28 protein-coding genes and 3 pseudogenes are annotated in these 24578 nt (G+C 63.0%); 21 read left to right on the top strand and 10 right to left on the bottom strand.

The features are described from left to right. Nucleotides 1–38: 38 nt before the first annotated feature. The 3 genes and pseudogenes from ACFQH2_RS04325 (at nucleotide 39) to ACFQH2_RS04315 (ending at nucleotide 2317) form a co-directional block, all read left to right on the top strand. Nucleotides 39–763: pseudogene (locus tag ACFQH2_RS04325) on the top strand (nucleoside phosphorylase). 92 nt (nucleotides 764–855) lie between these two features. Next, on the top strand, nucleotides 856–1386 hold the full coding sequence (locus ACFQH2_RS04320) for a 50S ribosomal protein L16 (RefSeq protein ID WP_377051290.1): 531 nt from the start codon (nucleotides 856–858) through the stop codon (nucleotides 1384–1386). Nucleotides 1387–1437: 51 nt separating this feature from the next. Further along, nucleotides 1438–2317, top strand: a pseudogene (locus ACFQH2_RS04315) (ATP-grasp domain-containing protein). Nucleotides 2318–2362: 45 nt separating this feature from the next. On the opposite strand, the gene ACFQH2_RS04310 reads toward ACFQH2_RS04315, so the two are convergent. Beyond that, on the bottom strand, nucleotides 2363–2746 hold the full coding sequence (locus ACFQH2_RS04310) for an Hsp20/alpha crystallin family protein (protein ID WP_377051286.1): 384 nt from the start codon (nucleotides 2744–2746) through the stop codon (nucleotides 2363–2365). Between the two features lie 58 nt (nucleotides 2747–2804). Beyond that, the gene (locus ACFQH2_RS04305; protein ID WP_377051284.1) at nucleotides 2805–3872 is read right to left on the bottom strand and encodes a type II glyceraldehyde-3-phosphate dehydrogenase; all 1068 of its coding nucleotides are present in this window, start codon (nucleotides 3870–3872) and stop codon (nucleotides 2805–2807) included. Nucleotides 3873–4159: 287 nt separating this feature from the next. On the opposite strand from ACFQH2_RS04305, the gene gap reads away from it, so the two are divergent. From gap to ACFQH2_RS04285, 4 genes are all read left to right on the top strand, one after another. Next, nucleotides 4160–5179 carry a type I glyceraldehyde-3-phosphate dehydrogenase gene (gene gap / locus ACFQH2_RS04300; protein ID WP_377051282.1) on the top strand — a complete coding sequence of 340 codons (1020 nt, stop codon included), beginning with the start codon at nucleotides 4160–4162 and terminating at the stop codon, nucleotides 5177–5179. A 43-nt stretch (nucleotides 5180–5222) separates the two neighbouring features. Continuing rightward, entirely contained in the window at nucleotides 5223–6428 is a 1206-nt protein-coding gene (locus tag ACFQH2_RS04295; RefSeq protein ID WP_377051280.1) for a phosphoglycerate kinase, read from the top strand. Between the two features lie 70 nt (nucleotides 6429–6498). Then, nucleotides 6499–7452 carry an aminopeptidase gene (locus ACFQH2_RS04290; RefSeq protein WP_377051278.1) on the top strand — a complete coding sequence of 318 codons (954 nt, stop codon included), beginning with the start codon at nucleotides 6499–6501 and terminating at the stop codon, nucleotides 7450–7452. After that, nucleotides 7452–7694: a hypothetical protein gene (locus ACFQH2_RS04285; RefSeq protein ID WP_377051276.1), complete on the top strand. Its 243-nt coding sequence runs from the start codon at nucleotides 7452–7454 to the stop codon at nucleotides 7692–7694. The genes ACFQH2_RS04290 and ACFQH2_RS04285 overlap by 1 nt, the downstream gene beginning before the upstream one ends. Nucleotides 7695–7703: 9 nt before the next feature. On the opposite strand, the gene ACFQH2_RS04280 is transcribed toward ACFQH2_RS04285, so the two are convergent. Both ACFQH2_RS04280 and ACFQH2_RS04275 read right to left on the bottom strand, forming a co-directional pair. After that, the gene (locus ACFQH2_RS04280; protein WP_377076483.1) at nucleotides 7704–7883 is read right to left on the bottom strand and encodes a hypothetical protein; all 180 of its coding nucleotides are present in this window, start codon (nucleotides 7881–7883) and stop codon (nucleotides 7704–7706) included. After that, entirely contained in the window at nucleotides 7880–8947 is a 1068-nt protein-coding gene (locus ACFQH2_RS04275) for a hypothetical protein (protein WP_377076482.1), read from the bottom strand. Before ACFQH2_RS04275 ends, ACFQH2_RS04280 begins: the two co-directional genes overlap by 4 nt. A 155-nt stretch (nucleotides 8948–9102) precedes the next feature. Between ACFQH2_RS04275 and ACFQH2_RS04270 the strand changes: the two genes are divergently transcribed. The 3 genes from ACFQH2_RS04270 (at nucleotide 9103) to ACFQH2_RS04260 (ending at nucleotide 10818) form a co-directional block, all read left to right on the top strand. Beyond that, on the top strand, nucleotides 9103–9276 hold the full coding sequence (locus ACFQH2_RS04270; RefSeq protein ID WP_377051272.1) for a DUF5786 family protein: 174 nt from the start codon (nucleotides 9103–9105) through the stop codon (nucleotides 9274–9276). Between the two features lie 5 nt (nucleotides 9277–9281). Continuing rightward, nucleotides 9282–9866 (top strand): DUF99 family protein, encoded by a 585-nt coding sequence (locus tag ACFQH2_RS04265; protein WP_377051270.1) that lies wholly within the window; start codon nucleotides 9282–9284, stop codon nucleotides 9864–9866. Between the two features lie 166 nt (nucleotides 9867–10032). Then, nucleotides 10033–10818 carry a phosphatase PAP2 family protein gene (locus ACFQH2_RS04260; RefSeq protein WP_377076481.1) on the top strand — a complete coding sequence of 262 codons (786 nt, stop codon included), beginning with the start codon at nucleotides 10033–10035 and terminating at the stop codon, nucleotides 10816–10818. 88 nt (nucleotides 10819–10906) lie between these two features. Here the strand turns inward: ACFQH2_RS04260 and ACFQH2_RS04255 are convergent, their stop codons facing one another. The 3 genes from ACFQH2_RS04255 to ACFQH2_RS04245 all read right to left on the bottom strand — a co-directional run bounded on the left by ACFQH2_RS04255 (nucleotide 10907) and on the right by ACFQH2_RS04245 (nucleotide 13974). Then, a complete protein-coding gene (locus ACFQH2_RS04255) occupies nucleotides 10907–12070 on the bottom strand; it encodes an acyl-CoA dehydrogenase family protein (RefSeq protein ID WP_377051266.1) in 1164 nt (387 codons plus the stop codon). A gap of 196 nt (nucleotides 12071–12266) precedes the next feature. Next, a complete protein-coding gene (locus tag ACFQH2_RS04250) occupies nucleotides 12267–12992 on the bottom strand; it encodes a type 1 glutamine amidotransferase (RefSeq protein WP_377051264.1) in 726 nt (241 codons plus the stop codon). A gap of 181 nt (nucleotides 12993–13173) precedes the next feature. Next, entirely contained in the window at nucleotides 13174–13974 is an 801-nt protein-coding gene (locus ACFQH2_RS04245) for an alpha/beta fold hydrolase (RefSeq protein ID WP_377051262.1), read from the bottom strand. 99 nt (nucleotides 13975–14073) lie between these two features. Here ACFQH2_RS04245 and ACFQH2_RS04240 point away from each other — a divergent pair, with 99 nt between their 5' ends. The 4 genes from ACFQH2_RS04240 to ACFQH2_RS04225 are packed head-to-tail and all read left to right on the top strand — an operon-like array spanning nucleotide 14074 to nucleotide 15355. Further along, nucleotides 14074–14211 carry a hypothetical protein gene (locus ACFQH2_RS04240; protein WP_377076480.1) on the top strand — a complete coding sequence of 46 codons (138 nt, stop codon included), beginning with the start codon at nucleotides 14074–14076 and terminating at the stop codon, nucleotides 14209–14211. After that, entirely contained in the window at nucleotides 14208–14414 is a 207-nt protein-coding gene (locus ACFQH2_RS04235; protein ID WP_377076479.1) for a DUF7577 domain-containing protein, read from the top strand. The genes ACFQH2_RS04240 and ACFQH2_RS04235 overlap by 4 nt, the downstream gene beginning before the upstream one ends. A gap of 60 nt (nucleotides 14415–14474) precedes the next feature. Further along, on the top strand, nucleotides 14475–14654 hold the full coding sequence (locus tag ACFQH2_RS04230; protein WP_377076478.1) for a hypothetical protein: 180 nt from the start codon (nucleotides 14475–14477) through the stop codon (nucleotides 14652–14654). Beyond that, nucleotides 14651–15355 (top strand): CPBP family intramembrane glutamic endopeptidase, encoded by a 705-nt coding sequence (locus ACFQH2_RS04225; RefSeq protein ID WP_377076477.1) that lies wholly within the window; start codon nucleotides 14651–14653, stop codon nucleotides 15353–15355. Before ACFQH2_RS04230 ends, ACFQH2_RS04225 begins: the two co-directional genes overlap by 4 nt. Here ACFQH2_RS04225 and ACFQH2_RS04220 read toward each other — a convergent pair. After that, nucleotides 15335–15535, bottom strand: coding sequence for a DUF7535 family protein (locus tag ACFQH2_RS04220; protein WP_377076476.1), 201 nt, complete (start codon nucleotides 15533–15535; stop codon nucleotides 15335–15337). The genes ACFQH2_RS04225 and ACFQH2_RS04220 overlap by 21 nt on opposite strands. A gap of 72 nt (nucleotides 15536–15607) precedes the next feature. Beyond that, nucleotides 15608–16152: pseudogene (locus ACFQH2_RS04215) on the bottom strand (CDP-2,3-bis-(O-geranylgeranyl)-sn-glycerol synthase). Between the two features lie 89 nt (nucleotides 16153–16241). Here ACFQH2_RS04215 and ACFQH2_RS04210 point away from each other — a divergent pair. Together ACFQH2_RS04210 and ACFQH2_RS04205 are read left to right on the top strand one after the other, a co-directional pair. Further along, a complete protein-coding gene (locus tag ACFQH2_RS04210) occupies nucleotides 16242–17078 on the top strand; it encodes a proline dehydrogenase family protein (RefSeq protein WP_377051252.1) in 837 nt (278 codons plus the stop codon). A 67-nt stretch (nucleotides 17079–17145) separates the two neighbouring features. After that, complete coding sequence (locus tag ACFQH2_RS04205; protein ID WP_377051250.1) at nucleotides 17146–17892, top strand: DUF502 domain-containing protein; 747 nt, start codon at nucleotides 17146–17148, stop codon at nucleotides 17890–17892. 4 nt (nucleotides 17893–17896) lie between these two features. On the opposite strand, the gene ACFQH2_RS04200 is transcribed toward ACFQH2_RS04205, so the two are convergent. Beyond that, complete coding sequence (locus ACFQH2_RS04200; RefSeq protein ID WP_377076475.1) at nucleotides 17897–18823, bottom strand: branched-chain amino acid transaminase; 927 nt, start codon at nucleotides 18821–18823, stop codon at nucleotides 17897–17899. Nucleotides 18824–18934: 111 nt separating this feature from the next. On the opposite strand from ACFQH2_RS04200, the gene ACFQH2_RS04195 reads away from it, so the two are divergent. The 5 genes from ACFQH2_RS04195 (at nucleotide 18935) to ACFQH2_RS04175 (ending at nucleotide 24566) form a co-directional block, all read left to right on the top strand. Further along, nucleotides 18935–20251 carry a serpin family protein gene (locus ACFQH2_RS04195; RefSeq protein WP_377051246.1) on the top strand — a complete coding sequence of 439 codons (1317 nt, stop codon included), beginning with the start codon at nucleotides 18935–18937 and terminating at the stop codon, nucleotides 20249–20251. An 84-nt stretch (nucleotides 20252–20335) separates the two neighbouring features. After that, a complete protein-coding gene (gene pyrE, locus ACFQH2_RS04190) occupies nucleotides 20336–20863 on the top strand; it encodes an orotate phosphoribosyltransferase (protein WP_377051244.1) in 528 nt (175 codons plus the stop codon). 4 nt (nucleotides 20864–20867) lie between these two features. Then, nucleotides 20868–22025: an MFS transporter gene (locus ACFQH2_RS04185; protein WP_377051242.1), complete on the top strand. Its 1158-nt coding sequence runs from the start codon at nucleotides 20868–20870 to the stop codon at nucleotides 22023–22025. 288 nt (nucleotides 22026–22313) lie between these two features. Beyond that, nucleotides 22314–23381: a zinc-dependent alcohol dehydrogenase family protein gene (locus ACFQH2_RS04180; RefSeq protein WP_377056998.1), complete on the top strand. Its 1068-nt coding sequence runs from the start codon at nucleotides 22314–22316 to the stop codon at nucleotides 23379–23381. A gap of 204 nt (nucleotides 23382–23585) precedes the next feature. Further along, on the top strand, nucleotides 23586–24566 hold the full coding sequence (locus ACFQH2_RS04175) for a transcriptional regulator (protein ID WP_377051240.1): 981 nt from the start codon (nucleotides 23586–23588) through the stop codon (nucleotides 24564–24566). Nucleotides 24567–24578: the final 12 nt, after the last annotated feature.

The following is a 24578-nucleotide window of genomic DNA, read 5'->3' as shown; positions in this document are numbered from 1 at the left end:
GCGCGCGTTTTTTGACGGCCTTCGACGAACGAAGAGGTATGGCAAAACAGCCCCACCTGCTCGTCGAACCGGGCGACCTGAACGATATCGCGCTACTGCCGGGCGATCCGGGCCGCGTCGATCGGATCGCTGGCCAGTGTACGAACGCCGAGACGGTCGCCGAGAACCGCGAGTACAAACTCGTCAACGCGGAGTACGAGGGGACGCCGGTGACCATCTGCTCGACCGGGATCGGCTCGCCGTCGGCCGCAATCGCCGTCGAGGAACTCGCCGCGGTCGGCGTCGAGACGTTCATCCGCGTCGGGACGACCGGCGCGCTCCAGTCCGGCATCGAGATCGGCGACATGGTCGTCGCGACCGGTGCGGCCAAGGACGAGGGGACGACCGGCCGCTACGAGTCGGACGCCGTTCCCGCAGTGCCGGAGTACGAGGTGCTTTCGGCGCTCGTCGATGGGGCCGAGACGAACGATGAAGACGTCCACGTCGGAGCGGTCGCTACGGACGACGCGTTCTACGCCGAGACCGAGGAGTACGTCGACTCGTGGGAAGCGGCGGGCATCCTCGCCGTCGAGATGGAGGCCGCCGCTATCTTCACGCTGCCCGCCGGAAAGGCCTCGCCGCTGGCGCAATCTGTACCGTCGACGGCAACCTCGTCGAGGGCACCCAGAAAGGCGAGACCGACGACGACGAACTGCCCGACAAGGCGAACAACAACGTCGAGCGAGCGATCACGATTTCGCTCGACGCGGCGGCCTCGCTCTGAGACCGGGGAAGGGGACAGAGGGCCTGTCCAGGCCCATGCTCCGGTTATCGAAGCCCTTATCCGAACACTGACCGTTTCTCACCGTAACAACCATGTCCGAGAAACCCGCCTCTATGTACCGGCAGATCGACAAGCCGTCCTACACTCGCCGCGAGTATATGGGAGGGATCCCCGGTTCCAAGATCGCCCAGCACGAGATGGGCGATCTCCAGACCGATCCCGACGAGTACCCCGTCCAGATCAGCCTCGTCACCGAGGAGGCCGTCCAACTCCGTCACGGCGCGCTCGAAAGCGCTCGCCTGTCGGCCAACCGCCACCTCATCAAGGAACTCGGCGAGAACAACTACAGAATGACCCTGCGCAAGTTCCCTCACCAGGTTCTCCGCGAGAACAAGCAGGCAACCGGTGCAGGCGCCGACCGTGTCTCCGACGGAATGCGCCAGTCCTTCGGCAAGATCGTCGGCACCGCCGCACGCATCCCCGAGGGCGACCGCATCTTCACCACCTGGTGTACCGTCGACCAGGCCACCACCGTCAAAGAAGCCTTCCGCCGGTCCTACAACAAACTCTCGCCGCCATGCCGCATCGTCGTCGAGCGCGGCGAAGAGCAACTCGTCTCCTGATCGGGGTAGCTGAGCGGCATTCTTTTCTTTCTCCTCTGCAGAGTGACGGCTATGATCGACCTCGTCGCCGTGAACCGTGCGGAGACGTTCGAGCGGATCCACGATCCGCTGGCCGAGCGCGGCATCCGACTCCACCACGTCCCGGCCACCGAGCGGACGCTCACACTGACCGGCGACGACGCCGAGCGCACCGACGAGTTCGACGTCGGCTTCGTCTACCCAGCCGATTTATGGAGGGCGGCGTCGCCGACGCCTTGCTCGATGTCCCCTGGCTCAACGGTCGCGAAGCGGTCGTCACCTCCCGAAACAAGGGCGGCGTGATCGCTCACCTCGACGCCGCAGCGGTCCCCGTCCCCCGGACCGAGATGGTCTCGAACCCCGTCGATCAGGGCGACCTCGTCGACGTCTTCGAGCGGTTCGATCCGCCGGTCGTCGTCAAGCCCAACTCCGCGACGCGGGGGTCGGCGTGGCGAAGGTCCACGACCTGGATTCGTTTCTCGGCGTCGTCGACTATCTGGACCTCGTCCACGACTACCGCGCCACCGGCGACAAGTCCTTTCTCGTACAGGAGTACGTTACGGGCGCGACCGACTACCGGGCGATGGTACTGGACGGCGAATACGTCGGCGCGGTCGAACGGCGGCTTCCCGACGCGGCGCTCGAGTCCGGGCAATGGAAACACAACGTCCACCGCGGCGCAAAAGCCACGGCTGTCGACCTGTCCGACGACCTGCGCCGGCTAGCGGAACGGGTGGCCGCGGAGTTAGACATCTCGCTGCTAGGCGTCGACCTGCTCGTCAGTGAGGATCGGACGGTGGTGAGCGAGACGAATGCGCGTCCAACGGTCGACGACGCGACGAAGTACGAGAACGGCTTTTACGATCGGCTGGCGGACGCGATAGAACGGACCGCAGGATCGAAGCGACGATAAAAATCGAGCGTGCTGTTGCTACGGGAGACCGCGACGCCGACTGCGTTAGTCGAGGTCGATGTTCGCGGAGTCGTCAGCGCGGTCGAACGTGATCTCTAGCACGCCATTGTTGTAGGTCGCGTTCGCGGAGTGTTCGTCGACTGCTCCGGGCAGTGAGATCTTGTCGTCGTACTGGCGGCGCTCGCTTTCGGCGGTGATCGTCAGCACTTCGCCGTCGCAGGTGAGATCGATCGCATCTTGGTCGACGCCGGGGATGTCGGCGATCACGCGGATCTCGTCGTCGGTCTCGTGGATGTCGACGTGCGTGTCAGCGCCGAAGCCAGCGTTGGACTCGAAGCCGACGTCGCCATCGTCCATCATGTCGTTCATCATCCGCTCGATCTCGCGGAACAGGTCGTCGAACGGGTCGTCGCGGTCGTCACGTCTCATGGGGGAACGTAGTGACCAGTCGAGGAAAAGCCTTCTGTCCGTCTGGGTCCGAGCGTCCTCAGTCGCCACTCGCGCGCGTCGAAAGGATCGGCGGTGGCCCGTCCGGCGTTTCGCGGAACGACAGGCCCAGGCTATCGTTGGTTCGCGCGATGCTCTCTCTGGCGTCGGCAAGCCCGAACATCGCCCGGAGCGCGTCGATGTTCTCGGGGACGACGTCGGCCTCCTGGTGGATCGCCTGGAAACAGTAAAAGTCCGATCCCTCGACCGCGATCGACTCGCCCCAGACGCAGTTCTCCCAGATATCGCCGCGCGGGCGGCCGGCGTCGCGAGCGCACTCACGGAGTTCGCCACAGCCATCGATACGGAGCCGTTCGGGGACGACGAAGAGGCGGGACTCGCGCGCCAGACGCTCGCGGACGGCGTCGACGTCGGGCGTCGCGTCGAGCGTGACGTTGACGCCGTGGAGATGCATCAGCGTGGCGGGGACGGTCACACCCATCGTTTCGATGGAGAGGTCGGGAAAGATTGTCTGGACGTCGGGGCCGTGGTGGGAGGGCACGGCGATCGGATCGGGAAGAATGTCGTTGATCGGTCCGCGCGAGGACTGGTCGGGGTCGCCGCCGCGCCGGATCAACGTCGCGCGCACCTTCTCGATGCCGTAGGCGTCGGCGAGCGGGGCGAGCAATCGGGAAAGGCCCGTGGTGTTACAGGAGACGACCCGGACGTACTCCGCGTCGCGAGCCGCGTCGTAGTTCGCCCGCGCGTTGAAACTGGTGTCTGCGACCGTGGGTGCTTCCGCACCCTGGAACACGGCTGGCGTCTCCAGTCGCTCGTACAGTGTACGGTTCTGTTCGCCGACACCCCCTGGCGTGGCGTCGACGATCACGTCGCTGTCAGCGACCAGGTCCTCGGTGGTCCCCGCGAGATCGTTGCTGGTTTCCTCGAACCGGGTCATATCCCCTTCGGAGGCGGCGTACAGCGAGTATCCCGTCGCAGTAGCGTGGTCGGCGACGAAATCCGGCGATCTCTTGGCGACACCCTGAACAGTCATGTCAGGTTGAGACCGGACCGCGTCGGCGACTCGCTTCCCAATCGTCCCGTAGCCGTTGACACCCACGGAGAGCATATGTACGACTGCATCCCCAACCCTCATAATCTTTCCGGATAAATTATAGATTGGTACACGTAATCGAGTAGTAAATTGGCGGGCTATACAGGTTGATCCGGGGGAGGGCCTACTCTATCGACAACAGCAGATAGTATCGTGATTGTTTCTGCCTATTTGCGAAACGTACATTTCCGTCCTGGACACGGTTAAATAGGAGACACTATAATTATTTTTTACATGATAAATGAACTGTCCGAAGCGTGTTTAGATAAATACTTTACGCACGACATCAAACGTGTTCAGGTATGAGTGAAACTGCAGACGACCCTGTTCGAGTAGGACTGAACGGCTTCGGCCGAATCGGACGGAACGTGTTCCGTGCTGCGCTCGACGACGAGACCGTCGAAATCGTCGGTATCAACGACGTCATGGACATCGACGACATGGCGTATCTTCTCAAGTACGACAGCGTCCACGGCCGTACCGAAGACGTCTCTGTCGAGGGCGATTCGATCATCGTCGGCGACAAGACGTTCGACGTCTTCTCCGAGCGTGACCCCGCCGACCTCCCGTGGGACGAGTACGACACCGACGTCGCCTTCGAGTGTACCGGCCTGTTCCGGAACTACGACGACGCGTACAAACACGTCGAAGCGGGCGCAGAAAAGACGGTTATCTCCGCCCCTGCAAAAGGAGAGAAAGAGGTCCAGACGGTCGTCTACGGCGTCAACCAGGACGAGTACGACGGCGAGGACGTCGTCTCGAACGCCTCCTGTACGACGAACTCCGTCACGCCGATCGCGAAGGTGCTCGACGACGAGTTCGGCATCGAGTCCGGCGTCCTGACGACGACTCACGCCTACACGGGCACGCAGAACCTCGTCGACGGCCCGCTCCCGAAGACCCGACGCGGCCGCGCCGCCGCCGAGAACATCGTCCCGACCTCGACGGGTGCCGCACAGGCGACCACCGAGGTCCTCCCCCAGCTCGAGGGCAAACTCGACGGGATGGCGATGCGTGTTCCCGTCCCGGACGGTTCGATCACGGACCTCACCGTCGACCTCGCCGAAGAGGTCTCGGCCGAGGAGATCAACGCCGCGTTCGAGGAGGCCGCCAACGGCGAACTCGAGGGCGTGCTCGGTTACACGGAGGACGAACTCGTCTCCCGTGACGTCATCGGCCAGCCGTACTCCTCTCTCGTCGACGCTAACTCGACGATGAAAGTCGAAGACGGCCTCGTGAAGGTGCTCGCATGGTACGACAACGAGGTCGGCTTCTCCCACCGGATGATCGACGTTGCGCACTACATCCTCGACGAAGCCTAAGCGACCGACCGGCTTTTTATTCATCGCGCCCCATACCCAAACTATGTTCGAAACCATCGACGACCTTGACGACCAGCAACGACTCCTGATGCGTATCGACGTGAACGCCCCCGTCGAGGACGGGGAGGTACAGGACAACCGCCGGTTCGCTCGCCACGCCGAGACCATCTCGGAACTGCTCGCGGACGACCACGCCATCGCGCTGATGGCCCACCAGGGCCGGCCGGGCCGTGACACGTTCGTCACGCTCGAACAGCACGCCGACATCCTCGCAGAGCACGTCGGCGAACCCGTGGAATACGTCCCCTCGACGTACGGCGAGGAGGCGCTCGACGCCATTGACGACCTCGAATCGGGCGACGTGATCCTCCTGGAGAACGTCCGGATGACCGACGAGGAACTCGCCGACCTGACGCCCGAAGAGCACGGCGAAACTGAGTTCGTCCGGACGCTCGCGCCCGAGTTCGACGCCTACGTCAACGACGGCTACTCGGTCGCCCACCGCGCACACACCTCGATCGTCGGCTTCCCGCAGGTCATGGACAGCTATGCCGGCCGCGTGATGACCGACGAGTACGAGTACAACACCAGCGTCGAGCGCCGCGAGTTCGACGGCAAAGTCACGATGGTGCTGGGCGGCACGAAGGCCGAAGACGTCATCGCCGCGATGGAGCATCTCGACGAGAAGGTCGATCAGTTCCTGCTCGGCGGTATCGTCGGCCACCTGTTCCAGCGCGCGAAGGGCTACGACATCGGCAAGGACACGCCGGACGGCCCCAGCCTGTACGACGACAACTGGGAAGCAAACGAGGAGACGATCCACGAGGTCATCGAGGAGTACGGCGACCGGATCTCCCTGCCCGTCGACGTCGCCCGGGAGGGCGAGGACGGCGAGCGCGTCACCGACCGCATGGAGAACCTCCAGGGCGCGCCTGACGCCTATATGGACATTGGCGAGGCAACTATCGACGAGTACCGACCGCACGTCGAGGAGTCAGAAGCCGTCCTCGTGAAGGGCGCACTCGGTGTCTTCGAGATGGAGGAGTTCAGCTACGGGACCCGCGGCGTCCTGCAGGCAGTCGCCGATACGGACTGCTTCTCGGTCGTCGGCGGCGGCGACACCTCCCGCTCGATAGAGATGTACGATATCGGTACCGAGAACTTCGATCACCTCTCGATCGCTGGCGGTGCCTATCTCAAGGCGCTCACCGGTGAGCCACTCGCGGCGGTCGAAGCCCTCGAGCAGTAACAGTTCGCCGTCGACTGTTTTTCGGCATCGGGAGAACAAGACCTAACTCGCTTCCAGACGAGGTGTCGGTATGAGCGATATACACGAGGCCGCAGAAACCGCAGTGCACCAATGCCTTGCGCTCGACGCCGACGAGTCCTGTCTGGTCGTCACCGACGACAAGCGCGAACGGATCGGCGAGGCGCTGTACGACGCCGCCACGGGCGTCACCGAGGAGGCAACAGTCATGCGCTATCAGCCCGGCGACCAGCACGGCGAAGAGCCACCCGCTCCGGTCGCCGCCGCGATGGCCGAGGCCGACGTCTTCTTGGCGCCGACGACGAAGAGCCTGAGTCACACGCGAGCGCGGGGGTCAGCGTGCGAAGCGGGCGCGCGCGGCGCGACACTGCCGGGGATCACCGAGGAAGTGTTTACGACCGGCCTCGACGCCGACTACGAGTCCATCGCCGAGGTCTCGGCCGACATGCTGGAGACGGTCAGAGATACCGACGAGATCCGTGTCACGACGCCCGCAGGAACCGACATCACCTTCGCGGTCGGCGGGCGCGAGTGGCAGGACGACACCGGGATGGTGCACGAACCCGGCGAGTTCTCGAACCTGCCCGCCGGAGAAGTGTTCATCAGTCCGACGTCGGCTGACGGCACCTACGTCGTCGACGGGACGATGCGCCCACACGGACTGCTCGCGGAGGGCCAACAACTCACGTTCGAGGTCGAGGACGGCTACGTGACGTCGATCAGTGACGACGAGATCCGCGATCAGATCGAGACCGGTGCCGAGGAAGTCGGGCAGGACGCGTACAACCTGGCCGAGTTGGGTATCGGAACGAACCTCGCCGTGACCGACCTCGTCGGTTCGGTACTGCTCGACGAGAAAGCCGCGGGGACTGTCCACATTGCCATCGGGGACGACGCCGGGATCGGCGGCGATACCGACGCACCGCTCCACCTCGACGGCATCCTGCGGGACCCGACCGTCAGTGTCGACGGAGAGGTGATCGACCTCCCGCAGGCCGAGCGGTAATGGGAGAGGACCGGCCCACGATCCGGTCGCGCTCGCGACGACTGGTCGCGTATCTCAGCCACAACCGGACGCGGATACTCGTCGATGTCGCGCTGCTGACGGCGTGGGTGCTGGCGACTTCGGCGGTGTTTGGCTGGCTCGACCTTCCGAACTGGCTCCTCTACGTCGTCGTGTTCACCGGAGTCGTCGCGTATGCCAGGTTCACGCCGACGTGGGAGCGGCCGTATCGGAGTCCGGATTGAATGGCCGTGTCAGACGAACTGCAACAGCGGTATGGTGACCGCGACAACCCAGAGCAACACCCCGGTTCGCACGTAGCCGTGTTCGACACCGGGCTCTCGGGCAGTCTGTGACGCGCCAGCGGCGATCAGGCCGATGGCAACCGCGAGCGCTCCGCGATGAACAAACGTATCCAGCGGAAGCCTCGTCACGCCCAACAGCGTGTAATCGAGGAAGATAGCGACGGTAAAGCCGAGCGAGGCCGCCGCAAACGCCTGTTCCCGATCGAGTTGTCGCGTGGATAGATAGGCCACGACCGGCAAGCCGAGGACGAGAAGGGGTAGAATACGATGACGATGGCATTGGTTCGTAGCCCGGGGAACAGCCGTTCGATCCCGACGGCTCCGAACCGGATGGAGAGATATAGCAGAACCAACAGACCGATTGTCGCCAGCGAGCGCAGGGTCCTCCGGACGTCCTCGTCCTGCCATAGCTCCGTGCCGCGTTCGAGCGTTCGCGCAACGCCGATAGAGCCCAGAAGCAATCCGGCGATCAACAGTCGGGTCGCCCGCTCGTCGAGGTCGACGATCGTCACCCACCCGTCCGCGTCCGAACTGGCGTCGTTGGCGAACCGATCACGAGTGACACTATCGACGTACCAGCGGCCGAAGAAGTCCTCTTCGATGGCGAGTTGTGACTCTTCGATACTGTGGACCGTATGCCGCAGGTGGAACCAGTCCCAGTGCTCGTCGTGGGCCTGGATCGCAGTCCATTCGTCCTCGGCCGGATCCTCGTAGCCCCGGAGATGCTGGCGCTCGCCCAGATAGTCCCCATCGTGTAACTGGTAGGATTCCACCAGCCAGAGCGCTCTGTCGTCGACCGTATCGACGTAGACGTAGCGGGTCGCCCCGCTCGCCCCGCCCCACGCGACGGTCGTCCGGTTACCGTCGACCTCGAACTCCTCGGCGGGTGCGATGTCCTGTTGGTCCTCTTCGACCGGTTCCCAGTCCGCAAGAGAGATTTCACGCAGGGCGCGTTCGGTCGCGTCCGTATCACCGTACACCACGAGATTGATCGAGAGCGTCCGCTCCCGATAGTTCGGCCCCTTGCTGGTGTACGGCCATAGCTCGGAGCCGTCCTCCAGTGTCACGGTCTCTGGATCGGCGGCCCCGCCCGAATCGAAGAACTCAGCCGACACTACCGACGCACCGGTAATCGCAGCGATCACGACGAACAGCACAGTGACCGCCGTCGTCGGCCGAACTTCGCGTGCCACAAGTTGGCATACTAAATAGTCCCTATTTAATGCTTCTGGGAGCACCGGGGACCCGACGAACTCGACGCCAGCACGTCTACTCTCGGTCGAAATCGGTCGATCGAGGGGCAAATCGGCGTACGATTTTAGTGGGAGGGGTTGTTATTACTTACTGTATGGGATTCGGGAGCTACGACGAATCCGAACAGGAAAATCAGGATTTTGACACGGAAATCGACGATAACAACGTCGGTGCTGGCGACAGCGAACACGAAGGCGAGATAGAGTTCGAAATCGGGGCATCGAACACCGAACTACTCGATCGGCTTCAGGAGATCAAGGACGAATAGTCGTAATGAAGCCCGGTACGCGGGCGCTCGGAATCGCCGAATCCTACGACGGATCGGTTGACTCGGAGTTCTCGACGCTCGCGGGAGCGGTGGTCCGGGCGGACAGAGTGGTCGACGGACTGACCTTCGACCGGACGACTGTCGGCGGGACCGACGCGACCGACGCCGTCTGCCGTCTCGTACAGAGAGACGATGTCCGCTTCGTTCTTTTATCTGGGATCGCACTCTCATGGTACAACGTCTGTGATATCGGTGCCGTCCACGAGCGGGTCGACCGGCCAGTTCTCTCCGTAAGCTACGAGGAGAGCGACGGACTGGAAGACGCCCTGAAGCGAGAGTTCGACGGCGAGGCGCTCCGGAGACGGCTCAGCACCTATCGCGCGCTTCCGCCTCGAACGCCGGTGTCGGTCGGCGACGAGCGACTGTACGTTCGGTCGGTCGGCAACGTCGACGAGAAGGCGGTGCTCCGGCACTTTACGGCGAGTGGCGGCCGGCCGGAGCCGCTTCGCGTCGCCCGTCTGTCGGCCCGGGCGGCACACGACTATCGGTTTCACGGAGACGGAGAGTCCGCCGACGAAGGATGTGACTAGTCACCAAACATCAGGTAAGAGTCCCTGAGGGGCCGGAATATAGCGAGTTAGGAGGCAGTAGTTTCATTAGTGAGAACAATATAGTGATACGTACAATGTCCCTGCTGATGATCCTGGGAGTAGTTGCCGCCGTAACTGGTGGCCTCCTCGGCACACTCCTACTGGTGTGTGTCGGTCCCTCGCTACTCTCTGCCCCCTCCGCGATCCCGACGCCTTCAAGCGTCGGCTCCACAGTGTCGCTCCGTTCGTCGGCGCCCTCGCTATCGTACTCGTAATCAACAAAGGCCTCCACAAGTTCAGCGTCGCCCTCTCGTGGGAGATCGGGCGGAACGTTACTGGCGAATTCTACGCCCTCGAAGGCGAGTTCGTCGCCTCCCTCCAGGAGCTGTTCCCCAAAGAGGCGGCGCTGTACTTCGCGTTCATCTACGTGTTTGGCTACATCGTCCTGCTGGTGTTCCCGATGATCGCGTATCTGTTCCGCGACTCGCTCCACACCCTGAAGGTGACGCTGATCGCATACGCGGCGAACTACGGTCTTGGCGTCTTCTTCTACACGCTCTTTATCGCGTACGGCCCGCGAAACGTGATGCCGAGCGTGGTTAGCCAGCCGATGTACGAGACGTTCCCCGAGGTGATGTTGCTGACTTCGGCGATCAACACGAACGTGAACGTGTTCCCCTCCCTGCACACCTCTCTGGCCGTCACCACGATGATCCTCGCGCTGATGACGCGGCGGTCGTTCCCACGGTGGACACCCATCGCGCTCGTGATCGGTACCAGCGTCGTCATCTCGACGATGTATCTGGGTATCCACTGGCTGACTGACGTCGTCGCCGGTATCGCACTCGGCGCTCTCAGCGTCTACATCGGCGAATACGTCGTCAATCGGGCTGATCGGGTGCCGATACTGCGCGACCGTGACAAACAGGCGTCGTACCGGGCATCGGACTAATAAACAGCCGAACGACGAGCAGACGTCTCACTCGAAGGCCGCAATCCCTGTTTCTCACTGCGTTGCGCCGTTTCTCGTTCGCTCTCGCTCACTCGAAGGCCGCAATCCCAGTGAGATCTTCCCCCACGATCAACGAATGAATATCGTGAGTGCCCTCGTAGGTGTAGACCGTCTCCATGTTGGCGAGATGGCGCATGGGCGGGTAATCGGTCATGATGCCGTTGCCGCCGAGCATCTCGCGGGCGACGCGTGACTGGTCGCGAGCCATCCGGACGTTGTTCCGTTTGGCCATCGAAACCTGCTGTGGGCGCAGGGTGCCCTGCTCTTTCAGGTCGGCGAGTCGATGCGCGAGTAGCTGTGCGGTCGTGATCTCCGTCGCCATCTCGGTCAGTTTCTCCTGTTGTAGCTGGAAGCCGCCGATGGGCTGGTCGAACTGCTCGCGGTCGGTCGCGTACTCGCGGGCCGCCTCGAAGCAGTCCCGTGCCGCGCCGACCGCACCCCACGCGATGCCGTACCGGGCCTGCGTGAGACAGGAGAGCGGTTCTTTCATCCCCGAAACGTCGAGGACGTTCTCGCTGGGTACGTAGGCACCGTCGAGTGATATCTCACCGGTGACCGACGCGCGCATGGATAGCTTGCCGTCGATTTCGTTGGTCCTCACACCGTCGGCCCGATCGGTCTCGACGAGGAAGCCCCGGACCGGGCGGTCCTCCGCAGAGACGTCGCGCGCCCAGACGACGGCCACGTCGGCGATGGGGGCGTTCGTGATCCACGTCTTCGTGCCCGTCAGGCGGTAGCCATCGCCGTCCGCTTCGGCACGGGTCTCCATACTCGCCGGGTCGGAGCCGTGTTCGGGTTCGGTGAGGCCGAAACAGCCAACTGCTTCGCCCCGGCCGAGCGCGGGAAGCCAGCGCTCCTTCTGGGCTTCCGAACCGAACGCGTGGATCGGATACATGACTAATGCGCCCTGCACGCTCGCCATCGAGCGGATCCCCGAGTCGCCTGCCTCCAGTTCCTGCATCAGCAGCCCGTAGGCCGTCTCACTGACGTTTGCGGAGCCATAGCCCGCCAGGTTCGGCGCGTAAAAGCCCAGCTCTCCCATCTCCTCGATCAGGTGCTCGGGGAACTCGCCGGCCTCGAACCAGTCCCCGATCGATGGCTTCACGCGATCAGCGACGAACTCGCGGGCCGTATCACGGATCAGCCGTTCTTCCTCAGCGAGGTCGGCCTCCAGGTCGACGTAATCGAGCATAGCGGAGATAGAGTCCACGGGGGCAAAATAGAACCGCCCGTGACTATACTATGTGAATCTATAAACTATAGTTACCGAAGTTATGGAGTATCAGCCGCTGAAGATCGGTATACCCCGACTTGGCGGTTTCTCGGACGGCTGTCTATCCAGGGGAGACCAGACGCGGTACGTTCAGGAAAACCAGTCGGCGGCGCTCTCAGTCCGCGCCCGCCGGGTCCGCGGCGTCACCGGCGACGTCGTCGCGCCGGACGTTCTGGACGAACTGGAGCCAGTTCTCGAAGACGGCCTTCGCTTCGCAGGCCTTCGCGTAGTTCTCCTCGGTGATGCCGTCGAGGACGCGCTGGATGCGCTCGTCCGAGAGATCCTTGCCGAGCGTCACCTCCCGGGCGGTTTCCATGTCGTACTCGGGGTGGAACTGGACGCCGAAGACGCGGTCCTTGCGGAACGCGTGGATCGAGTAGTCGTTCTCGGCCAGCACCTCGGCGCCCGGCGGGACCGTGACGACCTCGTCGGAGTGGGTCGTGAAGGCGGTGAACTCCTCGTCGATGCCCTCGAACAGCAGCGACTCACTGCTCTGTTCGATCCCGCGGTAGCCGATTTCGTACTCGTGCATACCCGCGACCTCGCCGCCAAGGACGTCTGCGAGGAGTTGGTGGCCCCAACAGACGCCCAGACACGGCAGCCCTGCCTCGATAGCTTCTCGAACCCACTGACGAGTGGGTTCGATCCAGTCTTCGTCCCAGTACACGGAGACGCGTGACCCCGTAACGACGACCCCGTCGAACGACTCCGCCAGCGGCGGGAGCTCGACGTCGGTGACGTCGAACTCCACGAGGTCGGCGTCGAGTTCCCGGCGGAAGTTCCGACGGTTGTGCCCGGGGTCGTGGGCTGCGTTGAGCACGGCGATGCGCGGTCGACTCATCTGTATCCGAACGAAGCGGCCGCGTGGTAAAAGGGGTTCCGTCCTCCGGGAAACGTGCCGACTCCTGTGACGCCGGATCGGCAGGTAAGCGGGCTAAGACGACCATCGAGGAGTGACACCACATGACAGGACCCCTGCTGGTTTTTATACCCCTGGGTCTCACCGTGTCCGACAGAAACGATTACTCGTCGAAGTCCGCGTGATCCTCGATAACCCCGGTCAACAGGTCGTTGACGCCGGTCGCACGCTCGACGCCGACGAGGTGACCAGCCTCGGGTGCAGGCTCGAGTTCGCTGGATGGGAGCTCTCGATCCAGTAGTTCGGCGTTCGAGAACGGGACGATTTCGTCGTCCTCACCGTGGATCACCATGGTTGGTAATGTCGTCTCGTACAGCGGATCGCGGTGTTCGTAGTTCTCGAAGGCGGCCGCCTGGGCCTGCCACGCCGCGCGGTCGGCGTCGTCCTCGGCCCGCCACGCCGCGATCCGTTCGATAGCCTCGGGATGGTCCTCCCGAAAGCCGGAGGATACCACCGCTTCCAGCGACGCCGCCAGCGCGGCCTCGTCGTCACGCGGCGCGAAGGCGTCTTCGAGTCGATCAGTTCGGAGGTCGGCGTCCTCGCCGCCCGGACTCGCGCCGATCAGTGTCAGCGTCTCGGCGCGACTGTGCCGCTGTGCGTAGTCCAGCGCGACCATCCCGCCGAGGCCACAGCCGACCAGATGGGCGGTGTCTACGCCGTGGTCGGCGAGCACCGCCTCCAGGTCGGCTGTTAGCTGGGAGACCGTATACGGCCCCTCGGGTGCGTCGGAGCGACCGGTCCCCCGCAGGTCCCAGACGAGCGTCTCGAACGGTCCGGCAAGGGCGTCGTTCTGCCAGCCCCAGAGCCACGCACCGAAGCCGACATCTTCGATGAACACGACCGTCTCGCCGCTCCCCCAGGTATCGTAGTACAGCGAGACACCCTCACGAGTTGCTGTTGGCATACGTCACCCTCGACGCGGGAGGGGTTAGTAGCACACGATATCGAATCATCCATGCCCGCCGGACAACGTTTTAGTTCCGAGACGCCGTAGTTTGGCCTGATGACGGGTCTCGATACGGTTCCGGCGTGGGCTATCGGGTACGCCGTCGCATTCGTCGTGTTACACCTCGTCGTCGGCTACTACTTCTATCGCCGCACCCGGGAGTTGGGGCAGAAGGCGACGTCCGAGCGGGGATGATGACCGAGGGAGGCCTCGACCGGATCGAAGAGACGCCCGCATCCGGCGAACTCCCTGAGGACGCCTCGGTCGTGCGCTGCCGACACTGCGAGACCGAAAACGAGGTGGGCTACAGATACTGTCGGAACTGCGTACAGCAACTGCCGAGCGTCGCCCGACAGTCCTCGTCGACGACCATACCGAACGAACGGGAAAGCCTGTGAGACGGCCCCGGAGAATTGGCAGATTTTAGTCTGTGCAGCCCATAGATCTAGGAGTAACAGATGTCTGACTGGAACGAAGAACGCGACGACGACAACTGGGACTCCGACGGGTGGGACGACCCCGCCGACGGAGAGCCGGTCACAGCCGGTGGTGACGAACCTGACGTCGGCGGCCCGTCGCCCGACACCCCCGACCCGCGGGCCCTCCTCGGAATTACTGCTGGAGCAATCGGGCTGTGATCGGTGCATTTGCAATCGGCACCGCCTCTGCAATCGTGCTGATCGTGGCCATCCAGGCGCTGGGGGTAGCTATCCTCGAAAACGACCTCATGCTGACTGTCATCTCGACGGCCACCCTGCAGGGAGTCGGAATGCTGGGCATCTCGCTATGGTATCTCTCCCGCCGCGGCTACGGACTCGAGTTCCTCCGGCTACGGATGCCCACGCTTCGACACATCGGGCTGGTAGTCGTCGGTGTTTTCGGCACGTTCGCGGCGTCAATAGGGGTGCAGAGCGCCCTGACTCTGCTGGGCTACGATGGAGGAGAACACGAAATCGTCCAGACTGCGACTGGTTCTCCCGAGATCCTGCTGGCCCTGATCCCGCTTTCGTTCCTCTTGATCGGTCCGGGCGAAGAACTCCTCTTTCGCGGGATCATCCAGAGCAGGTTCGTCAATCGTAGCGGCGTCCCCCTGGGGATCGTCCTTGCGAGTCTGCTCTTCGCCGTCGTCCACATCCCGGCGTACGGTGGCCTCGACAGTCTCCCGACCATCGTGGGACTCTTCTTCATCAGCCTCGTGCTGGGCGGGTTGTACGAGTACACGGAGAACCTGTTCGTACCGATCGTCGTCCACGGCGCGTTCAATGCGATTCAGTTTGCCGGTCTGTATTTCGTGCTTACCTCCGACGCGGACGTAGCGTTACTCCTCTGGCCGTTCTAGACGCCGACGGTTCTTTTCTGCTCGCGGTTCGGATCCCAGTAGCCTGCTGAGTAGCCACGCGATAGCGACGAACGGGAGCAGCGGGAACAGCAGTAGGAGCACGCCCCCGCGATCAAGTAGCCGACGGTAGTCATGTCCGGTCTCCCCTACGCTTCGTGGCGGCGTGGCGGATCTGGTCATACCGAATAACGGCGATCAAGCCGAAAGAATCCTCGGCCGCTATTTGACGGTTAGCCGGATGAAACCGAACCTCTACCACGGTTCGTCCTTGAGGCCGAGTTTGAACGCGGCGGCGTTGGTCCCCAGATGCAGGACCGGCGTCAGGACCAGGATAGCGACGATGACCGGCACGGTGAACCACTCGACGAACCAGTCGGTTGCGACGAGCGCGGTCAGCACGAGCGAGACCGCAACGAAGTCCAACTGGTCGATGCCGGGGAACGCCGCGCCGCGCTCCCGGCCAGTCCGCCGTTTCAGGAAGGAGGCAAGGATGTCACCGAGCATTGCACCGGCCGCCAGCGCGAGTAGCGCAGCGATCGGAAACTCGGGGAGGGAAACGCCGATGGCCCCGCTCACGTCGCTCACGATGGCGTTCAACACGAGTCCCAGTCCGACGCCGGCGAGAATACCGCCCGCGGTCCCTCGCCAGGTCTTGCCGTCGCCCAGCAGACGCTTGCCGCCCCACGTCCGACCGCCGTCGATCGGGGGCCACCGCCGGTCAGTACGGCCGCATTGTTCGGCACGTACGCTGGCAACATCAACCAGAAAGCGAGGACGACGATATCGAGTACGTTCATATTCGGACCTGTCCGCGGATCTGTATAAACGGCCACGGTTCCGACTCGTCGGGGAACAGTATACAAACCTCCAATGACAATCATCTGGTATGCTCCCGCCTATCGCATCCAACTTCGTTGCCGGTGAAACGCCCGCGGAAGCTCTCGTTCACGCCCGTGAATGTAACGACCGCGGCGTCGGCGTCATTCTCAATCTGCTTGGCGAACACTACGATGATCCTGCGGCGGCCGCCGCGGATCGGGACGCATATCGCCAACTCATCGGCGACATCGCGGACGAAGAACTGCGTGCATGTGTCTCGATCAAACCCTCCCAGATCGGCCTGGACATCGGTGCCGAGACGTTTCGGTCGAACCTTACGGATATCGTCGAACACGCCGACGAGCAGGGTGTCTTCGTTTGGGTCGACATGGAGGATCACACGACGACCGACGACACCATCGATACCTTCGAGCCTCTGGCACGGGAGTACGGCTCGGTCGGCCTCTGTCTGCAGGCGAATCTGAAACGGACCCGAGAGGACCTGGAGCGACTGATCGACGTCCCCGGAAAACTCCGGCTGGTGAAGGGGGCGTACGACGAACCGGACGAGCTATCTTACAGCCGAAAGGAGCGCGTCAACGAGGAGTACCGCGAACTGCTCCGATACGCGTTCGAGCACCGCGACTCCGGCGTCGCCGTCGGCAGCCACGACCCTGCAATGATCGAGCACGCGAAAGAACTCCACGACCGCCACGGGACCGGATTCGAGGTGCAGATGCTGATGGGCGTGCGCGAGTCGGCCCAGTTCGAGTTGGCCGACGACTGCGAGGTGTGGCAGTACGCGCCCTACGGCGACAAGTGGATCTCTTACTTCTATCGGCGCGTCATGGAGCGCAAGGAGAACGTACTATTCGCTGTGCGGGCGGTCTTGAGCCGATCTTGAGCAGTTTCCCCCGACGAGGGCAGTAAGGATAACAGCGCTGATTAGGATGGATCCCAAACGGTGGATAATGACAACGTGGAAACGGGACTTCGGGAGCGGCCTCGTCGTTCTCGTCCCGATCATCGTTACGCTCTGGGTGATCATCTGGCTCGCCGGATTTATCGCTGATCTCCCGTTCGTCGCCGCAATTGACGCCGAACTCCTCGCGATGTTAGGACTCGGCCGACTACCGACAGACGTGGTCCGCGTCGTCGTGACGATTCTCGTGTTCATCGTGTTGGTTTTCGCAGTCGGCTATCTCATGCGGACCGCACTCGGCGGGTTCGCCGAGAACACGCTTGACGACCTGGTGAACCGCCTGCCGGGGCTACGGGTCGTCTACAACGCCTCCAAAATGGCCGCCGAAACCGCACTTGGCGGCACCGAGGCCCTCCAGACGCCGGTCAAAGTCGAGCCCTGGGAAGACATGCGACTGACTGCGTTCAAGACCGGCAAGCAGACGCCCGACGGCCATGAGATCCTGTTCATGCCGACCGCACCGAACATCACTACCGGGTTCGTCGTCGAGGTCAAACCCGAAGACATCGAAGAAGTGGACGAACGTGTCGAGGAAGCGCTGACCCGCTTGCTGAGCGCTGGCTTCGGTGACTCCAACGGCAACGGTCCCGGCTCTTCGCGACTCGGGGGTATCCCTATCGACGTTCAGGAAGCGTCCGAAAGCGAGTACGGACGGCTCGATCCGCGGCGGGCAACCGAAAGCGAACAAGAGAGCGAAGACGCCGCCGGCGACGTCCCGATAGAGTCCGACGAGTAGTCGACTAGACGTAGGTGAACCAGTCGTCGTACTTCTCCGGGGGCGATTCGAGCATGTCGAAGAACGTCTGCTGGATCTCCTCGGTCACCGGGCCGCGCGTCCCGGAACCGATTTCGACGTTATCGACCTGTTTGATCGGCGTGACCTCCGCGGCCGTGCCGGTAAAGAACAGTTCGTCGGCAGTGTTCAGTTCGCCGCGGCTGATCGTCGCCTGATCGTGGACGGTGTAGCCCAGATCCCGGGCGACCTCGATGACGCTCTGGCGCGTGATGCCGTCGAGGATCGACTGGGAGAGCGCCGGCGTGAACAGTTCGCCGTCGCGCACAAGGAAGATGTTCTCGCCGGGGCCTTCCGCGACGTATCCCTCCTTGTCGAGCACGATGGCTTCGGTGTAGCCGTTCCGGCGCGCTTCCTCGCCCGCCAGCATGCTGTTGACGTACAGCCCGGTCGTCTTTGCGTTGGTCGGGATCTGGGAGGAGTGTTTCCGCCAGGAGGAGACCATCACTTCGACGCCTTTCTCCAGGGCGTCCTCGCCGAGATAGGTGCCCCACGGCCAGCACGCGATTGCGGTCCGGGTCGGGCAGTCCGTCGGACTCACGCCGAGGCTGTTGTAGCCGTAGAAAGCGATCGGCCGGACGTAACAGGATTCGAGCTCCTGCCGTCGGATCAGTTCCATCGTCGCCTCGGTTAGCTCCTCGCGGTCGTGACCGATCTCTAGCTCGTAGGGCTCACCGGACTGGTAGAACCGGTCCAGGTGGGCGTCCCAGCGGAACAGCGCCGGGCCGTTCTCGGTGTCGTAACACCGGACGCCCTCGAAGATGCCGGTCCCGTAGTGGAGCCCGTGTGTGAGGACGTGGATCTGGGCGTCCTCCCAGTCCACGAACTCGCCGTCCATCCAGATGGTGTCGACGTCCATCTCGTCAAATCCCATATGAACTCAATTGAAGCCCGTGTTTAAAACGATTTACAAGGCCGAATCGTGACGACAGCGACTCTTTGAGTTTGCAGAAGTTCTTTTGTATCAGTCGTCGATGATCTTACCATGGCACAGGACAGTCTCACATCGACCCGTGGCCGACGGGAAGTGCTGGCAATTGCCGGCGCAGTGCAAGGTGCGTTGCTGGCTGGCTGTCTCGCCGATGATCCGGCAACGGACGGCGAGGAGCCACAGACCGGGAACGGCGACGGCGACGGCCCGACCGGCGACCTGGAGCAACTCCTCGAGGGCAACGACGAGTTCGCGCTCGACGTCCTGGCGGAGTTGGTCGGGGAGCGCCCGGACGAGAACCTGTTTTACTCGCCGTACAGCATCCGCGCCGCGCTGGCGATGACCTGGGCGGGGGCACGCGGCGAGACGGAGACGGCGATGGCCGACGCGCTCGCCTTCGCACTCGATGGAGAGGAACAACACGCCGCATTCGGCGATATGTCGGCCGAACTCGACGCCCGCTCCGAAGCGGCCGAAGACAACGACGGCGATCCGTTCACGCTTCGCGCGGTCAACGACGTCTGGGGGCGCGAGGAGTACCCCTATCGTGAGGAGTACCTCGCAACCCTCGAAGAGCACTACGACGCGGACCTGCGAACGGTTCCCTTCGAGTCCGACCCCGGGGCGGCCCGCGAAGAGATTAACGGCTACATCGCCGATCAGACCGAAGGCCGTATTGAAAACCTGCTGCCGAAAGGAGCTATCTCGGCCACGACAGTCATGGTGCTAACCAATGCCATCTACTTCTACGCGAGTTGGCTCCACCAGTTCTCCGAGGAGTCGACCCAACCCGCCGACTTTACCGCCCTCAATGGCTCGACCGGCGAGGTACCGATGATGTCGCAGGGACGGCGGTTCCCCTACGCGGAGGTCGAGGGGCACCAGATCATCGACCTTCCCTACGTCGGTGAGGAAGTGAGCATGACGGTGATACTCCCCGCCGAGGGCGAGTTCGAGGCTTTCGAGGAAGGGTTCGACGAGGAGACACTCGGCGGCCTGCTCGACGAACTCGACCCGAAAGAGGGGACCATCGAACTGCCCCGCTTCGAGTACGAGTCCTCGTTCGCGCTGCAAGAGGTTCTCTCCACCCTCGGGATGGAGGTCGCCTTCGACCTCGGTCGCGCGGACTTCAGCGGTATCGTCGAGGGCGGCGGAATCGCCATCGACGACGTCTGGCACGATGCGTTCGTCTCGGTCGACGAGGAGGGGACGGAGGCCGCCGCGGCGACTGCGGTGGGGATGAACGAATCGGCACCGCAAGACCCGTTCGAGATGACCGTCGACCGGCCGTTCCTCTTCTGTATCCGGGATCGGCCGACCGAGACGCTCCTGTTCGTCGGACGGGTCGTCGACGCCGCCGCGGCGCAGTGAGGGCGGCGGGATTTTGGGCGCGTGACGGCCATGACGCTACGACGTTTCACGGCGCTTATACCGCCCCCGTGACGAGTGAGTAGTATGGTAAACGACGAACTCATTACGGCGCTCCGGGACGCCGATGCGGTCCAGTACGGCGAGTTCGAGCTCTCCCACGGCGGGACGAGCGAGTACTACGTCGACAAGTACCTCTTCGAGACCGACCCGCACTGTCTGGAACTGATCGGCGAAGCCTTCGCCGAGCGTGTCGGCGACGAGACACTCGCGGGCGTCGCGCTCGGTGCCGTCCCGCTGGTCGCGGTGACCAGCGTCGAGACGGGCCAGCCCTACGTCATCGCACGGAAACAAAAGAAGGAGTACGGCACGGCAAACCTGATCGAGGGCCGCCTCGAGGAGGGCGAGGAGGTCGTCGTCCTCGAAGACATCGCAACGACCGGCCAGAGCGCAGTCGACGCCGTCGAAGCGCTGCGCGAGGCCGGTGCGACCGTGAACCGCGCGATAGTCGTCGTCGACCGGAACGAGGGCGGACGCGAGAACCTCGCCGAGATCGACGTCGAACTCGAATCGCTCGTCACCGCCGAAGAACTGCTGGCGGACGCCGACGCGTAACCGCGTGGGCCGCAACCGCCTTTTCGCCTCGCTCTGTGGGCTCGTCTTCCTGGTCAACCTCGCGCGAATCATCTTCGCGCCGCTGTTGAACGTCTTCATCGCCGAGTTCGGCATCGGCGAGGCGACCGCTGGACTGATCGTCACGCTGGTGTGGGTCGGCAGCGCGTCGCTTCGCCTGCCGACTGGCTGGCTTCTCACGAAGGTCCCCAGACACCACCTCGTGCTCGCGTCAGGGTCGATCCTTGCAGGCTCGTCCGCCGTCGCCGCGACCGCGAGGACGGTGCCACACCTCATGCTCGGCACCTTCCTCATGGGAATCGCCTCGGGCGTCTACTTCGTCTCGGCGAACCCGCTGGTGAGCGAACTGTTCCCCGGCCGGGTCGGCCGCGCCATGGGGATCCACGGGGCAGCCAGTCAGATCGCCGCGGTGATCGCCGCCCCCTTCGTCGCGCTCACGCTCTTCGTCGACTGGCGGCTCTCGCTGTGGGCTATCGCCGTGGGAGCAGCGCTCATAACCGTCTACATCTACCTGACAGCACGCCAGACCGAACTGCCCGACGCCGGGCAGGACGACCGCGAGTTGATCGCTGGCGCGCTCTCGGAGTGGCGGCTCATCGGCACTGCACTCGCCATCGCCGGGATTACGGTGTTCATCTGGCAGGGCGTGTTCAATTTCTACGAGCTCTATATGCAGTCGAAGGGCCTTTCAGATAGTCTGTCGAGCACGATGCTCACGCTCGTCTTCGCCGCGGGGATCCCCGCATTCTTCGTCGGCGGCGACCTGGCGGACCGGCTTCCCAAGATCCCCTACCTGCTGGGCATCGTCGGGACGTTCGCCGTGAGCCTGTTCGTGCTGACGACTGTCGAGAGTCTTCCCGCGCTGATCACGGTCACTGCCGTCATCGGCTTCGTCATCCACGCGCTGTTCCCGGCGATCGATACGTACGTCCTCGGCACCCTCCCTGATGCGACTCGCGGGAGCGCCTACGCCGCGTTTAGCTCCGTCTGGATGCTCAGCCAGTCGCTGGGCTCGTACGCACTCGGCCTGTTCGTGGAGGGCGGCTACACCTACGACGGGGTGTTCGCGGCCAGTGCGCTCCTCCTCGGCGTGACGGTCGTAGTGTTGTTCGCCGTAGACCGAACGGGGCGGCTTCCCGGCTGAACGGGTCGCGCTTGGTTTTCGGCAGCAAGTTCTTCATCGGGACGTCCCGGAGAGTTGACGCTGTTTCCCTCCTCGCTCGCGACCGTTTTCGGTCGGCGCTCGCCAGAGGAGAGACGTACCGTCTCGTTTCAGCTGTTAAGCATATATTACACCCGATCGGGTAGGGATGATTATAAACTATAAAAATGACAGCGATACACTATAATGAATGTTTATTATAATTTTCAATGTTCAAAAATTCCCCCTCCAGTTATCATCACATCTGTTGCGTGGTAACATGCTATGTCGATGCAAGCAGTCGTCCTCGAAGAGTTTCAGGAGCCACTGGAAGTACAGGAGATCGAACGCCCGGATCCGGAGCCCGATGGAGTGGTAGCGAAGGTAGAGGGCTGTGGTGTCTGTCGGAGCGATTGGCACTGCTGGCAGGGGGATTGGGACTGGTTCGGCTACCGGCCTGATCCGCCACACGTCCTCGGCCACGAACCGACAGGAACCGTCGTCGACGTCGGCGAGAACGTCGAAACCGTCGACGAAGGAGACGAAATCGCGATTCCCTTCAACTTCGCCTGTGGGAAATGTTCACTTTGTCGGAACGGACGCGAGAACATCTGTGAAAATCACATCGGACTCGGCTTTATGAACGAGGCACCCGGCGCGTTTGCCGAAGAAGTTCATATCCCGAACGGCGATGTCAACGCCGTCCCGCTTCCGGACAGTATCGACGCCGAAACTGCCGCTGGCTGTGGCTGTCGGTTCATGACCTCGTTTCATGGAATGGCCCACCGAGGGGATGTCGGCAACGGTGAGGACGTCGTCATTCACCGCTGTGGAGGGGTCGGACTCTCGGCAGTACATATCGCAAACGCGCTGGGGGCAAACGTCATCGGTGTCGATCTAATGGACGATAAACTCGACCGCGCCGAAGAACTCGGGGCTGTAACAACAGTCAACGCAAGCGAGGTCGACGACCCGGCCCAGGAAGTCCACGACATCACCAATGGCGGCGCTGACGTCTCCGTCGACGCCCTGGGAATCGCGACGACCTGTCGAAACGCCGTCGATTCGCTCAAAAAGGGCGGACGCCACGTCCAGATCGGACTCACCACCAGCGAGGAGAAAGGCGAGGTGTCGCTTCCAACCGACGATATCGTCGCCAAAGAGATCGACTTCGTCGGTTCGCTCGGGCTGCAGCCATCCCGGTACTCGGAGATGCTCGATATGATCGAAACCGGGAAACTCGATCCGACCGCGCTGGTCGAAGATAAGATCGATATCCATCAGGTGCCGGACGAACTCGAAGCGATGACCGAGTTCGACACCGTCGGCATCCCGGTGTGTAACGATTTCAGTAGCTAAACCGAGCACAGGATTCCGGCTGGCATGCGCGTCGCCACAGCCGGCATCTCGATCCGTTTTTTCGCCCAGTACCACAGCATCGCGAACCGAGCTGAGCGGACCTCGCCACCACCGATGAGTTGACACGTCACCCCCTAATCGCCCGAAGAAACGCCGATATAGACGCCACAATGCCTATATATCGTGAGTGGCTTACCTTCGAATATGTCACGGTCTGCGCTCGTCGGCAACATTACGGCGATGCTCGAAGACGCAGGCTTTGCAGTGAGTGACCGCTGTGCGACGCGCCCACGGAGTTTCGACGTCGCCGCCCGCCGCGGCGACGAACTCGTCCTCCTGAAGGTGCTGCGAAACGTCGACGCGTTCGACGCCGAGACTGGCGCGGAGATGCGCCGGATCGGCGCGTATCTGGACGCGACGCCGCTGGTTATCGGCCTGCGAACCAGAGACGAGGACCTGAAGCCGGAGGTCGTCTACTTCCGGCACGGGGTTCCCGTATTTAGCCCCGACACCGCGCTGGATCTGTTCGTCGAGGGCGTCCCGCCGCTGATCTACGCCGCACCGGGCGGTCTGTACGTCAGCATCGACGGCGACATCCTCGAAGACAAACGTCAGGAGGAAGGCTGGAGTCTCGGCCAGTTAGCCAGCGAACTGGGCGTCTCCCGCCGGACCGTCTCGAAGTACGAGGACGGGATGAACGCCAGCATCGAGGTCGCGATGCAACTCGAAGAGCTGTTTGGCTCCGGTCTGACCAGTCAGGTCGACGTGCTGGAGGGGGCCGAAGACGTCCGGGACGCCGATCCGACGCCGGACGCTCCGGATGCGGACCCCGACGACGAGGAGATAGTCACCGTCATGACCCGCGTTGGCTACGAGGTCCACCCGACCCTGCGCGCACCGTTCAAGGCCGTTAGCGAGGAAGAAGACGAGGGGGACCTACTGGATGGGACGGTGCTGACCGGGCACTCCGAGTTCACACGGACTGCGGAAAAGCGCGCACGGATCATGGGATCCGTCGGCCGCGTCGTCGGAACGCGCTCGGTCTACTTCGTCGACAGCGCGAAACCGACCTCCATCGAAGGGACCGCGCTGATCGAGCGCGAGGAGGCCGCAGAGATCGACGATCCGAAAGAGTTCCGCGATCTGATCCGCGAGCGCGCCGACTACGACGAAGAGCCAGCGTGAAGTACCCCGCGC

Origin of the sequence: Natronoarchaeum sp. GCM10025703 (assembly GCF_042661985.1) — an archaeon.
Classification (GTDB): domain Archaea; phylum Halobacteriota; class Halobacteria; order Halobacteriales; family Natronoarchaeaceae; genus Natranaeroarchaeum.
This window is presented reverse-complemented; position numbering and strand designations above follow the sequence as displayed.

Coding starts and splice junctions, on each gene's coding strand:
- ACFQH2_RS04270 (WP_377051272.1), top strand. CDS start 9,103: ATGGGATTCGGGAGCTACGACGAATCCGAACAGGAAAATCAGGATTTT.
- ACFQH2_RS04205 (WP_377051250.1), top strand. CDS start 17,146: ATGACAACGTGGAAACGGGACTTCGGGAGCGGCCTCGTCGTTCTCGTC.
- ACFQH2_RS04235 (WP_377076479.1), top strand. CDS start 14,208: ATGATGACCGAGGGAGGCCTCGACCGGATCGAAGAGACGCCCGCATCC.
- ACFQH2_RS04290 (WP_377051278.1), top strand. CDS start 6,499: ATGAGCGATATACACGAGGCCGCAGAAACCGCAGTGCACCAATGCCTT.
- ACFQH2_RS04265 (WP_377051270.1), top strand. CDS start 9,282: ATGAAGCCCGGTACGCGGGCGCTCGGAATCGCCGAATCCTACGACGGA.
- ACFQH2_RS04250 (WP_377051264.1), bottom strand. CDS start 12,992: ATGAGTCGACCGCGCATCGCCGTGCTCAACGCAGCCCACGACCCCGGG.
- ACFQH2_RS04200 (WP_377076475.1), bottom strand. CDS start 18,823: ATGGGATTTGACGAGATGGACGTCGACACCATCTGGATGGACGGCGAG.
- ACFQH2_RS04240 (WP_377076480.1), top strand. CDS start 14,074: ATGACGGGTCTCGATACGGTTCCGGCGTGGGCTATCGGGTACGCCGTC.
- ACFQH2_RS04285 (WP_377051276.1), top strand. CDS start 7,452: ATGGGAGAGGACCGGCCCACGATCCGGTCGCGCTCGCGACGACTGGTC.
- ACFQH2_RS04175 (WP_377051240.1), top strand. CDS start 23,586: ATGTCACGGTCTGCGCTCGTCGGCAACATTACGGCGATGCTCGAAGAC.
- ACFQH2_RS04245 (WP_377051262.1), bottom strand. CDS start 13,974: ATGCCAACAGCAACTCGTGAGGGTGTCTCGCTGTACTACGATACCTGG.
- pyrE (WP_377051244.1), top strand. CDS start 20,336: ATGGTAAACGACGAACTCATTACGGCGCTCCGGGACGCCGATGCGGTC.
- ACFQH2_RS04310 (WP_377051286.1), bottom strand. CDS start 2,746: ATGAGACGTGACGACCGCGACGACCCGTTCGACGACCTGTTCCGCGAG.
- ACFQH2_RS04180 (WP_377056998.1), top strand. CDS start 22,314: ATGCAAGCAGTCGTCCTCGAAGAGTTTCAGGAGCCACTGGAAGTACAG.
- ACFQH2_RS04255 (WP_377051266.1), bottom strand. CDS start 12,070: ATGCTCGATTACGTCGACCTGGAGGCCGACCTCGCTGAGGAAGAACGG.
- ACFQH2_RS04220 (WP_377076476.1), bottom strand. CDS start 15,535: ATGACCAGATCCGCCACGCCGCCACGAAGCGTAGGGGAGACCGGACAT.
- ACFQH2_RS04305 (WP_377051284.1), bottom strand. CDS start 3,872: ATGCTCTCCGTGGGTGTCAACGGCTACGGGACGATTGGGAAGCGAGTC.
- ACFQH2_RS04195 (WP_377051246.1), top strand. CDS start 18,935: ATGGCACAGGACAGTCTCACATCGACCCGTGGCCGACGGGAAGTGCTG.
- ACFQH2_RS04295 (WP_377051280.1), top strand. CDS start 5,223: ATGTTCGAAACCATCGACGACCTTGACGACCAGCAACGACTCCTGATG.
- ACFQH2_RS04320 (WP_377051290.1), top strand. CDS start 856: ATGTCCGAGAAACCCGCCTCTATGTACCGGCAGATCGACAAGCCGTCC.
- ACFQH2_RS04230 (WP_377076478.1), top strand. CDS start 14,475: ATGTCTGACTGGAACGAAGAACGCGACGACGACAACTGGGACTCCGAC.
- ACFQH2_RS04210 (WP_377051252.1), top strand. CDS start 16,242: ATGCTCCCGCCTATCGCATCCAACTTCGTTGCCGGTGAAACGCCCGCG.
- gap (WP_377051282.1), top strand. CDS start 4,160: ATGAGTGAAACTGCAGACGACCCTGTTCGAGTAGGACTGAACGGCTTC.